14 protein-coding genes are annotated in these 12,800 nt (G+C 59.2%); 3 read left to right on the plus strand and 11 right to left on the minus strand.

The window, feature by feature from the left end; genetic code table 11:
* Positions 1-4: 4 nt before the first annotated feature.
* The 10 genes from ACILSR_RS27680 to ACILSR_RS27725 all read right to left on the minus strand — a co-directional run bounded on the left by ACILSR_RS27680 (position 5) and on the right by ACILSR_RS27725 (position 9,890).
* The gene (locus ACILSR_RS27680; protein WP_395753060.1) at positions 5-1,885 is read right to left on the minus strand and encodes an alpha/beta fold hydrolase; all 1,881 of its coding nucleotides are present in this window, start codon (positions 1,883-1,885) and stop codon (positions 5-7) included.
* Positions 1,872-4,373, minus strand: a complete 2,502-nt coding sequence (locus ACILSR_RS27685; protein ID WP_395753061.1) for a glycosyl hydrolase 2 galactose-binding domain-containing protein — start codon at positions 4,371-4,373, stop codon at positions 1,872-1,874. The genes ACILSR_RS27680 and ACILSR_RS27685 overlap by 14 nt, the downstream gene beginning before the upstream one ends.
* A gap of 6 nt (positions 4,374-4,379) precedes the next feature.
* A complete protein-coding gene (locus ACILSR_RS27690; protein WP_395753062.1) occupies positions 4,380-5,357 on the minus strand; it encodes a DUF1839 family protein in 978 nt (325 codons plus the stop codon).
* On the minus strand, positions 5,354-6,289 hold the full coding sequence (locus tag ACILSR_RS27695; protein ID WP_395753063.1) for an amino acid--[acyl-carrier-protein] ligase: 936 nt from the start codon (positions 6,287-6,289) through the stop codon (positions 5,354-5,356). The genes ACILSR_RS27690 and ACILSR_RS27695 overlap by 4 nt, the downstream gene beginning before the upstream one ends.
* A 4-nt stretch (positions 6,290-6,293) precedes the next feature.
* Positions 6,294-7,481 (minus strand): acyl-CoA dehydrogenase family protein, encoded by a 1,188-nt coding sequence (locus ACILSR_RS27700; protein WP_395753064.1) that lies wholly within the window; start codon positions 7,479-7,481, stop codon positions 6,294-6,296.
* 64 nt (positions 7,482-7,545) lie between these two features.
* The gene (locus tag ACILSR_RS27705) at positions 7,546-7,800 is read right to left on the minus strand and encodes an acyl carrier protein (protein WP_395753065.1); all 255 of its coding nucleotides are present in this window, start codon (positions 7,798-7,800) and stop codon (positions 7,546-7,548) included.
* Between the two features lie 361 nt (positions 7,801-8,161).
* Positions 8,162-8,530, minus strand: a complete 369-nt coding sequence (locus ACILSR_RS27710) for a hypothetical protein (protein WP_395753066.1) — start codon at positions 8,528-8,530, stop codon at positions 8,162-8,164.
* A gap of 270 nt (positions 8,531-8,800) precedes the next feature.
* A complete protein-coding gene (locus tag ACILSR_RS27715; protein ID WP_395753067.1) occupies positions 8,801-8,950 on the minus strand; it encodes a hypothetical protein in 150 nt (49 codons plus the stop codon).
* Positions 8,951-9,003: 53 nt separating this feature from the next.
* On the minus strand, positions 9,004-9,393 hold the full coding sequence (locus ACILSR_RS27720; RefSeq protein ID WP_395753068.1) for a cupin domain-containing protein: 390 nt from the start codon (positions 9,391-9,393) through the stop codon (positions 9,004-9,006).
* Between the two features lie 11 nt (positions 9,394-9,404).
* A complete protein-coding gene (locus ACILSR_RS27725) occupies positions 9,405-9,890 on the minus strand; it encodes a phage regulatory CII family protein (RefSeq protein ID WP_395753069.1) in 486 nt (161 codons plus the stop codon).
* A gap of 128 nt (positions 9,891-10,018) precedes the next feature.
* On the opposite strand from ACILSR_RS27725, the gene ACILSR_RS27730 reads away from it, so the two are divergent.
* Together ACILSR_RS27730 and ACILSR_RS27735 are read left to right on the plus strand one after the other, a co-directional pair.
* Positions 10,019-10,798, plus strand: coding sequence for a hypothetical protein (locus ACILSR_RS27730; RefSeq protein ID WP_395753070.1), 780 nt, complete (start codon positions 10,019-10,021; stop codon positions 10,796-10,798).
* 75 nt (positions 10,799-10,873) lie between these two features.
* Entirely contained in the window at positions 10,874-11,566 is a 693-nt protein-coding gene (locus tag ACILSR_RS27735) for a DedA family protein (protein WP_395753071.1), read from the plus strand.
* Positions 11,567-11,589: 23 nt separating this feature from the next.
* On the opposite strand, the gene ACILSR_RS27740 is transcribed toward ACILSR_RS27735, so the two are convergent.
* Complete coding sequence (locus tag ACILSR_RS27740) at positions 11,590-12,078, minus strand: hypothetical protein (RefSeq protein WP_395753072.1); 489 nt, start codon at positions 12,076-12,078, stop codon at positions 11,590-11,592.
* 77 nt (positions 12,079-12,155) lie between these two features.
* Here ACILSR_RS27740 and upp point away from each other — a divergent pair, with 77 nt between their 5' ends.
* On the plus strand, positions 12,156-12,776 hold the full coding sequence (gene upp / locus ACILSR_RS27745) for a uracil phosphoribosyltransferase (protein WP_395753073.1): 621 nt from the start codon (positions 12,156-12,158) through the stop codon (positions 12,774-12,776).
* Positions 12,777-12,800 lie beyond the last annotated feature (24 nt).

Consider the following 12,800-nt stretch of genomic DNA (forward strand, 5'->3'; position numbering starts at 1 on the left):
CTCCTCAGGCAGTCAGCGAAGCTTCCATCACAGCACATTCCTCATCCGCTTCCCGTTCCTGGCTAGTCCCAGACCCAAACCTCTGCCGCAAATACTCCGTGAGGCTCCGATAAAAAGTCTGCCTCGCCTGCGCCGTGGAAAAAGTATGATCCGCATTGGCGATGAAATGGCACTGCAGCTTCCCTTGCTTCATCAACTGCGTGGCCTTGCGGCGCGCTTGATACATCAGCAGGAAATGTCCCGGATCATTGTCCGAAACAAAGAGGGCCAGCCTCCGCCCCGCCGCGACGACACGCTGCAAATCTCCGGGCAGATCTTTGCGCGCCGGATGGCCGTAGTCGAGTTGCGGTGCAAATGCGGATGGGGTGGAAGGCTTTGAGAAACGCGGCATCAAATGACCCGCGAAGCGTTTCAGTGAGCCGGCAAATCCGGTGCGCGTCCTGCCTGTGAGCAGCATCTTCCACTGGCTCCATTTGAAGATGGAATTCCAATACTCCCGCCACGCCACGAGCTGGTCGATGTTTGCGTCTTTGAGGGTCATGCCCTCCTTCCAGAAAAAGACGAGAGGATTGATGAGGATGCCCTCGATGAGGGCGGGATGTGGCAGCTGCGCCGCGGACTGGAACGCCACGTAGGCTCCGGAGCAGAGTCCCATCAGCACGATGCGGCGGCCGGGCTGTAGCGCATGCAGATAGTCGCAGATCATGGCCACGTCGCGAAAGGCGGTGGCTGTATAGGAGTCGTTTTCTTTTTCGGGATCGCCCAGCACGCTGTCGCCGATGCCATTGAGGTCGAGGCGCAGGCAGGGATAACCCATCGCCGCAAGCTGCCGCGCCAGCTGCACGTGCATCCGCCCCGGCCCCACTCGATAGGACGATCCCGCATTGAGCATGACAATCCATGGGAGTGATGCCGGACACGCCTCCGCTTTTGTCATGATGCCAAACAAATCGGGTGCGCGGCTGATGCGATGAGTGGTTTCAAGCAGCGCGGCAGGGCTGCTCGGCCGCATCGACGTAGTACTGGGAAATGGCGCGGCATGCCGGGTGGCACCGGCCAGCATCGCCTTCGACTGCAGCCACTGCTCCATGCTGCGCAGAGTTTCATGCGGCACCACCGTCTCATGCGGTTCGGCCATCATGGCTTCGTAGCCGGTCACCGCCATCAGCTCCGCTGCCACGCCCTGCTTTGACAAATGCTCCAGCAGCGCTGCGTCGTTCGCCGCGTTTGCATGGGATGCGATCAATGCCTGTTTGCAACGCACCTTGGAGGAAAGCAGATCGACCTGTGCCAGTGCGTCCGCCGTCTCCCGCGAATAGACAAAGCCCATGGCTTCAATGCAGGCTGAGTCAGCGCCCCCTGCGAGCTGGGCGGTCTGACTCAGCGCGGCAAGCTCACGCACGTAGCGCCGGCCTTTCACAATCGGCGCCCACAGCACCAGGTTCTCCACCTCGTGCTGCTCCGCGTATAATGCCGCGAGTGCCGCCCCCATGCGAAGGCCCACGAGGCTGATCTTCGGACATCCTGCCATGTTGCGCAGCCACGCGACTGCATCGCTCACATTCGTCTGCCATGTGGCCAGACGTTGCGGATCGTGTTCCGTGCCATCGGAGTCGCCTGTGCCGTGATAGTCCAGCCGCAGGACCGCGAATCCTTGCACGGCAAGGCGGTCCGCCAGATGGCGAAGAGTGCGATGAGAGTGAACCTGTTCGTGCCCCAGCGGCGGGCAAATCAACACCCCATGGTCAGAAACCGAGCCTGCGGCTGAATGCAGCCAGGCAAACAACGACTGCCCGTCACTCTCCAAATAGAACGCGGTCCGCTCCACCTGAACTGGCGGCGGAGTGCCCTCTGGCGCGCGCAGTTCTGGATCATCGGGGGGCATGACGGGTTTCGGGGGATGCGCTGCTCAATTCAACCGAGATTTCGCCCATCACATTCAGGGCTTCAGCGTAAGCTCTAAAGGCATCACTATGACCCGCACGAGGCGAAAAAGACACCACTTTGAGCCGGTCTGGGGCGAGGTGGAAATAGTTGTCATCAGGCAGAAATCCCTGGGCCGACAAGCGCACTCGGTGCAAAAAGCGGTCGCTCTTCAAGGTGACGCGATAACGTCGGTCACCCAGTGCCTCCGCCTGCGCATGCAGCATTTCCTCGGACAGCGGATGCACCTCGGGATCACGCGCACGCGTGAGGTGCACCGCCTCGCTGATGACCTCCCGCTTGTCATCAAACCACGTGGCGATCACCGCGTGGTGCGCCTGAGGGCCGAAACGATACGCATAGTTCACATCGTAAAACGAACCGAGCACTTCATCCACACTGCGGGTCTCCAGTGAGCGGCCACCAACCTTCAGCGCGATCTCATGCCGGGCGATGCTGACGTTTGGCTCGCGCAGCAGCTGCACTTCGATAAAGCCATCCAGCGGCTCGCTCGTTTCATTGACGAGATGCAGATGCAGGCCGTCCAGACCTTCGTCGGTGATCGTGAGCTGCCTCGTCTGCCACAGACGCTTGAGCTGATAATAGGCTGCCTTTGGCACACCCGCGCTGTCCACGATGCCCCAGCCCGCCGCAGGCCACAGATCTTTGTAGAACCACACCAGACCGCCCGCATTGCGGCTGTGGCCACCGCGCCATTCGGCAAACGTGCGCGCCATCATCTCTCCGGAGGTCACGCGGCTCAGCTCCAGATAACGCGGCATGTCAAAGCACCGCAGCGAGACCGGATCCACGTTGAACAACTCGCGCAGGTAATGATCCCGCACATCTTCAAAATCCCAGCCGGCACCGGTGTCACGCGGCACGCGCTGCTTCCAGCGCGGATGATGCATCACCGGCATCAGGCCGCCCATGATCTCCTCGATCGTTTCCGGCTCCGGGATGTTCGCAAAGCCCAGGCACTCGCTGGTAAACTTCACATCCGCCTGCCGCAGTTCCCGCAAAGAACGCAGATAGGCGCCGATGCCATAGTAGTGCGTCACTCCTGTGCTCGTGTGAAACGGCAGCACACCGCCGCTCGGCGAGGACGGCACATACACCGTGCCGGGATGATGCTGGCTGCACAGCGCCGGCAGCTGCTCGCCAAACCAGCGGTTGCGCCAAAGCTCGCGGGCCATGCCCAGCATCGCCGCCTGCTGTTCGATCTCGCTGTTGCCGCAGTAAACCGCCACGCAGGGGTGCTGCGCAAACCGGCTGAGCTGCTGCGTTGCCTCGATCGTGATGTTCTCTGCGAACGCGGCGTCTTCGACTGGGTAGTCCATGTTGGCAAACATGAAGTCCTGCCACACGAGGATGCCCAGTTCATCGCAGAGACGGTAGAAGGCATCGCACTCATAGGTCATCGTACCGCCAATGCGCAGCATGTTCATGCCTGCGTCACGTGCGAGCGTGAGATCATGCCGCAGCGACTCCTCCGTGCCATGAAGCGTGAAAATGTCGCTCGTCGTCCAGCATGCGCCGCGGCAGTAAATGCGCGCGCCATTCACGTGAATCGCGAACCCTGGATCGTTGCAGGCTTCTATCTGGCGGAAGCCCACTTTCTCCAGCAGAAATACGTGCTGCTCAACATCGGTCTCGATGATCACCTTCGCGGCGTGCAACGTCGGTGTGCCATGCGTGTGCGGCCACCACAGCTCGGGATGCTGAATGCGCAGCTCTCCGCTCAAAGTTCCATTCTGCCATTCCAGCGCGGCATGATGCCCGCCCACATGCAGCTTCGCCGAGGTGATCTCCAGAGCCGCCCTCACCTGGGCGCTGAAACGAACGACTCCTTCTTTGCCGACCAGAACAGCCGTTCTTTGCACCTCCGTGAGCATCACCGCCGCACGCTCCAGCCTCACCTCGCCCCAGGGTCCCACCACTGGCACCGGCGGCGACCAGCCGGGAATGCGTCCTAACAAGCTGGTGCGCAGCCAGCGCAGCTGCTGATTGTTGACGAGGTTGGTTTTCCAGCGTGGCCGCGGACGTCGCTTCTTCAGATCTGCGGCGAGCGAGCGAAAGCAGATCATCAACTCGTTTTCGTCCTGCAAAGGCCGGTCCACATCCAAACGATAGCTGCGGAACATGTTGTTCGTGCTCAGCACAAGCTCCCCGTTCAGCCAGACTTCCGCCAGCGACGCAAGACCGTCAAAACAAAGGTCAAACAACTCGTCGTCAGCGCGCGATTCAGCAGCAAACGTGGTGCGGTACCACCAGTCCTGCGCATCGAGATCCGGCGGATTTTGCATGTCCCACCGGCCACGTGCACGCAAGGCGGACGCCACAGTCCCCGGCACCTCTGCGGCAAACCACTCGCCTTGAATTGCCGGCGGGCTGGCACCAGGAGCCTGAGCACAGCATGTCCACGGGGCGAAGTGAACGTGGTCTCTCATAAAGTTTTACGCGAGAAACGTGGCCTTCAAATGCTCCATGGCCCGTGACCAGTGCTCCGCCATTTGATCGACGGGGGTGAAATCGATCGGCTTCTTCCGCGCCATCGCGCGTGCCAGTTGGAACTGCAGCGTCTTCGCGCTGTTGGACAGGCACTGAATGGACTCGATGGCCGCATCCACTCCGGCAACCTCCTGGCTCTGCAGCCACTTCAAATACGTGGCGGCCAGTTCATAGCAGGCGCCGAACTGCCGCAGCGTGGCAAACGAGTACTGATGGAATGTGGAGATCGGCTCGTTGATCAGCCACTGCATGTCCGCTTCAAAGCGTGCGCGGAACTTCACGAATGGATTTACCTCCGGCAAACGCTGCAGCTGGCGCTTCATCAAACCAAGGGAAGCTTTCAGAAGCGCCTGGCCTTGCAACGGCCGCAGGCCGGTGGTTTTGACGATTTCACAGTAGGGCGGCAGGATGTGGGGATTCTTCTCGCCAGTCAGATGAAACACATGAGCGAAGTCATCGCCATGGAGCTGATAGTAGCCCTGCGCGTGAAAGTAGCCCAGACGCCGCCGCTCCATGTCGATCTCAACGATGGCCACCGTCGTTTTCACGTGCTCCAGCTGGTAGGCGCTGCCTGCGGTGTCCGGAAGATAGAACGAGTCCAGCTCCACGAGCAGCGGTCTTCCCAGCGACAGCTGCTCTTCAATGTGCGCCGTCAGCGGTCGGTAGAGGGCCAGCTCCTGCACGTCCAGCGCATAGAGGTCATACAGGTCTGCCACCTGGTATTTGAAGAAGGTCCACTGGTCCCCTTCAAAGTCGATGCCCAGCGTGAAGGGCAGGCCTGCAATCGGCTCCAATCCTTTGGCATGCAGCAGCTCGATCCAAACATCCACATAGCAGTTCGTCTCCGCCCACTCACGCTCCTGCGTGTGCAGGCGATGACGCACGTAGGTCTGTGGATCGAGCGCTAGAAGCTGCCGGCTCATAGGTCCAGCGCGTTCTTCACTTCGTAAGGCCAGAGATCGGGATCAAATCCGTGATGCTTGAACAAAGCCAGCGTAATGCGCTCCAGACCAAACCCGATGCATGCCGAGTGCGCAGGCTCTCCGTTCGGCAGTTTGATGTCGAAGGCCTTTCCAAAGTAATCGACGTGGCAGTTCGTCGAAGCGATCGCCGTCGGCTTCTCATCCGATGCGACCGCGAAGGTAAACTCGTGCTTCAAATCCTGATCCTTTTGCGATGCCGCCATCACCCGTCCACCCCTTCCGAAGAACGGGTCGTTCGCCAGGACGATATCGACCTCCAGTCCGACTTCGGCCAGAGTGTCGCGTCCCAGTTCCAAACACTGCCTGCGATGCTCCAGCGCCTGCTCGGCACTGCCCACCCGGACAAACTCCCTCTGGCGGAAAATCTGCATGCGGCACGGATCAATCGAAGGCTCATGCCGAAACACCTGGGAAAGCAGATCCGCCGTCTTGCCTTCCTCCGGCAGCGTTCCACTCAGCGTTGGATAAAGGGGATAGCAGCAGGCCGGCGTCAGCATCAGAGCACTCGGAGCAAGATCCTGCGTCCATTCCTCACCGCTCTCCCGTTTGGTCAGCATGGCGATGTGCTCTCGATCACGTCCCATAAAGCTGTGCACGGAACCCATCAGATCGGGGAAATTCTCGATGTGGCTGGTTTTCAGGTAGTGCTCGCGGCTCAGCACCCCGGGCAGGCGCATGATGTCCGCCTGAAAGTGGGCGGCACGGCGTGTGACCAGGCGGTCAAAGCTTTGCAGCACGTTGTCAAACACTCCATTGTAGCCATACACACCGCGGACGCCCAGCGGCACCAGCAGTCCTGCTTGGGTGACTTCGTCCAGAAACGCCTGGTAAGCCTCGGTCAGGGGAAGAGTCGTTGTCGATGTACAGATCATAAAATCAGGCCTCCTTGTGCACCATCAGCATCGTGGCGTTGAGTTTCAAAATGCGGTCGTTGTTCACCATCAGCGCCGCGCCGTAGGCATCGCGCAAATGCCGGGCGATGCTGAACTTGGAGTCGTTGCGATAGCCGGAGATGCCGCAGATCAGCATCGCGCGCCCTACGATGTCCACGAGCTGCTGCGATGAGGACAGCTTCAAATTGTTCGTGCGGATGGAGAATCCAAATTCTTCAAACACGCCCGGGCAGTTGCGGCTGCGCAGCTCGTCGTATTCATGCGCCAGCGCCGCCACATTGTGCCGCATCAGCTGCAGCACCTGATCAACCTCGCCCAGGCGGATCGCGGCTATGGGCGTCTCGCCAGGGGTCTTGCGCGCTTCGGCACGCACAAACGCGCGAGCCTGGTTCACCGCATCCATCGCGATGCCCGACCACAGGGCCCCCCACACAATGTGGGAATAGGGATGCATGGTCTGGCCCAGGATCTCATTAAACGGCTGCGGAAGGATCTGCTCCGCACTTCCCTCCGCGGTCAGTTCAAAGCCCGAGCTGCAGGTTCCACGGAAGCCCATCGTGTCCCAGCTGGAAATAGGCACGGCGGTGTACGCGCCCTTGTGCACCATCACGTGCACCTGCTCATTTGCCGGTGCACCCGGCGCGCTGCGGCAGGTCACCAAGATCTCGTCTGCGGCTTCGCCATAGGAAATGACCGGCGCCTTTTTGGTCAGCTTGAATTGATCTCCAGTGACCTCCACCGCGCAAATGCTCGAGCGCAGGTCTCCACCGGTGCCAATCTCCGTCGTTGCCGAAGCCATGAGGCGCTGCTCTTTCACCAGCTTTTTCAAGTACTCGCAAAAGTAGGCGGACTGCTGCGCATGGTGCACGACGCAGGCGACCTGAATTTTGTGCATCGCATACACCATGGCCGAAGAGCCGCAGTACTGGCCCAGCGCCTCGCAGATTTTCGCCACCTGAACCAGGCTCAAACCCATGCCGCCAAACTCTTCTGGCACGTACGCGCTCAAGAGTTTCGTCTCGCGCATGGCATTGATCGACTCCGTCGGAAACCGGGCGTTTTTGTCCACGTCCGCCGCGTGAACGCGGAGCACCGACTTTCCAATCGCGTGCACCCCCTTCAGGAGTTCGTCAAAATTGACTTTGCTGCGTATGGGTGTGCGTGCGCTCACGGGATTAACGGATAGGGGGTGGATGTGGCTTTGCCTGACAGGAAAGAAGAGTTCGCGCGCGGATCTAAGCCGCCAGCTTTGTGATCGCCTCGGCGATCGAATCGATGCTCTTGAAGGTGCGACGACCAATCAGGCTGTCGGGAAACTCCACATTGAATTTGTCTTCCAGGGCCAGCATCACTGCCACTGTTGCCAGGGACGTCAGGCCGGCGTTGTAGAGATCATCGCCCTCGGACAGATTTTCGACGGGGAATCGTCCATGCTGAGCAAGGACCTCCCGAATTTCGGGGACAAGCTGGCTTGTTTCAGTTGCGCTCATAGTTATAAATGCACTGGGTAGTGCATTTATAATAAACATAGAGTTCTTTAAAAGGTCCAGTTAATTTTATCAAATCCTGAGCCTTTTACGAGATTGCGACACTGGAACGCATTTCGCCCTTTTAATCGGTTCTAACTCACTCAAAATCAAACGTATAATCCCTTTTCACTTCGTGTTTTCGAACACCTTACCCGCGGAAAAGAGGTCGCCACGATACCCTTTTCTGAAGGTTTGGCTTATTTTTGATAAGGAAACATGGCTTGATCGCCTCTGTTTTGGTCTCATTTCTATAAAAATAGAAATCCCCTGCATTTCTGCAGGGGATTTCACATGCTTGAGACTGTTCGAAAAACCGGGCTTTTTAGCGAATCAGGGACTTTGAATCTTTGTAGATCCAGTATTCCACCCGGCCATTGCGAACGCAGGCGTAGGCATCTGTGGAGAGACGGGAGGGACTGTATCGCACGCGTGATTGCTCATTGAGGGCGTGTTTTCCTGGAGCAAACGTCACAGGGACCATCCAGTAAACCTGGCGATTGAACTTGCCGAGGACGGGGGTTCCATATTCCACCACATTGTAAGGGGTGACGCTCATGACGTACCCTTCCCGCATGCTTCTCGTGAGCACCGGATAGCGGCCCCGGAAATCTTTGGCCGGTCTTTCGCCCGCCAGAGGATGGTTCCAGCCAGGATCGGTTGCGTAGTCGGAGGCGCCTGCAGTGGGAAGCATGCCCAGTGTGAAAACGCCCAAAAGAATCAACAGTGCGGAATGAGCCTTGGTATTCATCGTGGCAGACCACTAGTGTAGTTCTGGGATTGCGCAATAAAATTGTCTTTATCAATTCTAAACAATTTTGCCCATAATCATTTTTTTCTTGCCTGAAACCGAGGATGCCCGGGGCTCCAGCCCCGTGGCGGCTCTATCCGAACCGCGTTTTCCCCTTTGTTATCAACGAAACGAAGAACCCAAATTCTTCTAACACGCCCGGGTGTCCCTGGCTCAGCGCCCCGTGATTATGTGCACGTGGTGACTGATCGCCAAGGACAGTCCGATGAAGGTCACGGCTGACACAGCCATCCATTCATCCACGATGAATTGCTCCATCTGCATGAAGCAGAGCCGGGCGGCCATCAGTAGTAGCAGAGTCATGGCGAAAAGAGGCAGTTATACTTCAAACGCGGAAGCCCGGGCGGCTGGTTGTATCATTTTGTCAAAGGGGTCTCCTCCGGAGCCCCGTTTACCTCATAGTAATCATCTTCTGCGATGTCCGGTATTCCTACCACAAGGACACGCATCTTTCCACGCGCGCCATGCACCACTCCGGGCGGGATGTGGACCATGGACCCTTTGCTGACAGGCTGCTCCACCCCATCGAGCACCACGCTGCCACCGCCTTCCAGCACGTAGTAGAGCTCGGTGGAGCGCTTGTGGTAATGCAGCCTGGCACCATCAATGTCCACCGCATGCGCCCAAGCGGCGGGAGACAGCCCTGCATCTTCCCGGCTGATCAGACGGTCCCGCCATCCACAGGTGCTGCGCTCACGCGCAGTGTGGCCTTCATGACGTATGAGGAGCGGACCGGCGGCAGACATTTTCGAAGGCGCTATTTGAAGCGATTGTGAGTTTTAATTTCATCCGCGAGGTGGGCGAAGTCGCCTTTTTCACACAGGCGCACAAAGCCTTCCGTGAAGCGTTTCAGCTCATCCCACACGCCGCGGATGTGGTCGGCCTCCTCCTTGCTGATCCGATTGTCGGAGGCAGCCTTGCTGATGGCGGTCAGCAGGTCGGCAAACTGCTGCACGATCTCCTGCGTTGCGGGCATGAGTTCCATGCCGCGCGGTCCGCCACTGGTGGGGTTCTGCACAAAGAATCCGTTGGCCTTGTGGCACAGCCACTGGATGAGCTGGTCATCCTTGGTGATCTCATAGAGCTGGCGCACACGGTCCAGTGGATTGGAGGTGCCGCTGCCCTGCTGTTCGTCGGGCTGGGACCATTTGTAAGCGAGAGACAGCGACACGCCCATCTGGGCTGCCACCTCTTTGAAGCTGGTCTGCTCGACGGCCTTGCTAATCACTTCATGGGAGTCCATGCCTGATTTGTTTCAGCATGCGGGCCGTTTGGCAAGCGGCTTCCTCGCCCTTCTGCGGCGCCAAATTTGACCGCTCCCTGCTCTTTGTCCTTGTTAAAAAAAGATCCGCACGCCTACTTTCCGCCCTCATGAAACTCCCATTCCTCCTTCTCATGGCGGTCGCTTTTGCGCTGACCTCCTGCTTAGAAATGAAGTCCGTTGTCATCGTCAGCAAAGACGGCACCGCCACCATCGAGGAGACCGTGGTTCTCGGCCCGCAACTGACCGCGATGATGCAGGGCGGACAGGCCGGGCAGCTCAAGGAGCTCATCATGGACAAAACCCAGGCTGCGGAGCGTGCCAAAACCTTGGGAGAAGGTGTGACGGTGAAATCCTACGAGGAGCTCAAGCCTGCCGATGGCAAAAGCGGTGTGAAGATCGTTTACGCCGTGGCTGATCTGTCCAAGCTCAAATACGAGCCCTACATACCGGAGCAGGAGGACGATAAGTCTGACACCGGTCCTGACGCCATGACCTTTGCGCTTCAGGGATCCACCCTCACCATCACCAGCCTTGAGGCGAAAGACAAAAAAAGCGGCGAGGCGAAAGGACAGGAAAGCCCGGATGAAATCGCGATGATGAAATCACAGGTGGCGATGATGAAGCCCATGCTCGCCGGCATGCGCATGTCTGTGGAAGTGAAGGCTGCCAATGGCTTTGCCAGCTCGGACGCCGCTCATTTGAGCAATGATACGATCAGCTTTTTGGAACTCCAATTCGACAAGTTCACGAACAACATGGACGTCCTCAGCAGCCTGATTGACGCGGCTCAGGACGACATGAGCATGGCGGACGCAGCCGTGAAGTTCAAAAACGTCGACGGCATCAAAATCGAGGGCAAGCACGTGGTCAAAGCGGAGCTGAAGTAATCCAGCCTGCCGTCCATTCCAGCGAAGCCGGGGCAGCGAGCCCCGGCTTTTTTGCACCCTCGTGCCGAGATCGCCATGAGTTTTCGTTTGCCGCACCGCTCCGATGCCGGAGAATCGGCGGCCATGATTGATTTCGTCCTGCACATCGACAAACACCTGGAAATCTTTGCGCGGGACCACGGCCCGCTGATTTACGGCCTGCTCTTTGCCATCATTTTCTGTGAGACGGGTCTCGTGATCATGCCGTTTCTTCCAGGCGATTCCCTGCTGTTTGCCGTGGGTGCTCTTTCCGCCCAGGGACTCATCCGCATCGAGCTCATCATCCCGCTGCTCATGTGCGCCGCCATCATTGGTGACAACCTGAACTACTGGATCGGCCGCAAAGCCGGTGGCTGGATCGTCAATCAACGCTGGTTCAAACGCGACTATCTCGCCAAGACCGAGGCCTTCTTCGTCAAGCACGGCGGCAAGGCCATCATCCTCGCCCGCTTTGTCCCCATCGTCCGCACCTTTGCCCCCTTCACCGCGGGCTTTGGCCGCATGGACTACCGTCGCTTCCTGGCCTACAGCCTCGGCGGTGGCCTCGTCTGGGTGCTCAGCTTCAGCATCGCCGGCTACTTCCTCGGCAGCATCCCGGTCATCAAAAACAACCTCAAGCTCGTCTTCGTCCTGATCATCGTCATCTCCATCCTGCCCATCGTGTTTGAAGTGCTCAAGCACAAGGCGGAGGCCAGGCGGGCGCAGAAGGAGGACGGGCAGTCCTCATAAGGTGCCGGCGGACACAGAAGGCTTTACGGCCCCTGCACCCGCGCCCCCGTGCTCGGATTGATGTAATACCCCGGCGCACCCCCCACCCCGGGCACATACACCGGCTGCGAAGGCGGCCTGCCATAGCTGCTCGGGTACGGACTGTAGATCGGCGTCCCCGGATAAACCGGCATGCCGCCGATCGTCTGATAGCTCTGCACTCCGCCAAAAGAATTGATCACGCCCGTCGAGCTCCTGCTGCCAAAGGGACCCGAGACATTTTGCTGGTACATGAACTGATTGCCCCCCGGCATTGCCGTAGGACCCGAACCCGGGGCATAGCCACCCTTCGGCGGTGTGCCACGGCTGCCAGCCATCTCCGCAATGCCGGGTGTCACCGTGCTGGTGCGGGCGGATCCCGGCGGCTGATTGGAAGAGGGGTAGTAATAACTCGAACCATCCCTGCCTGGTGTCGCTGCACAGGCCCCCAGGAACAGTACCAGCAGCGCGGGCGCACAGAGTCTTGTTTTCATCGGGCCATGGTACCACGGACGTCAACCCGGCGGTGGAAAACTTTGCCAGAGCATTCAAACGCGACACATTGCGCGGCATGCAGCCCTTCGTCGTTCAGCATCCTCTGGCGCAGTGTCATCTTTCCGTTATTCGCGCCGCCGGCACCCCTTCGCATGACTTCCGGCGGCACCTGAACCATCTTGCACGACTGCTGTTTCTCGAAGCCACCCGGGAGCTGCCCCTGCGGGAGATCTCTGTGCAGACGCCGCTCAGGCAGACGCTGGGCGCCCAGCTCGCGAGGCCTCTCGTTTTCGTGCCCATCCTGCGTGCCGGTCTCGGTTTGCTGGATGGCATCCTCCCCCTCGTACCGGAGGCGGTGGTGGCTCATGTGGGCATCAAACGGAACGAGGAAACCGCCCTGCCCCACGCCTATTACGCCAACCTGCCCGCCTGCATCTCTGGCGCGGACGTTTTTCTTCTGGACCCCATGCTCGCGACCGGCGGCAGCGCCTGCGAGGCCGCACGCCAGCTCAAGGAAGCCGGTGCCATGCGCATCACCATGCTCTGCGTCGTCAGCTGCCCGGAAGGACTCGCCGCCATGAAGCACGCGCATCCTGACGTGCCCGTCTTCACCACGGCCATCGACGACGGCCTCAACGAAAAATGCTACATCGTCCCTGGCCTCGGCGATGCAGGCGACCGCTATTTCGGCACCTGAATTTTGCCTGCCTGCGCCGCACAA

The sequence above is a fragment of the Prosthecobacter sp. genome, assembly GCF_044222565.1.
In the GTDB taxonomy this organism is placed as follows: domain Bacteria; phylum Verrucomicrobiota; class Verrucomicrobiia; order Verrucomicrobiales; family Verrucomicrobiaceae; genus Prosthecobacter.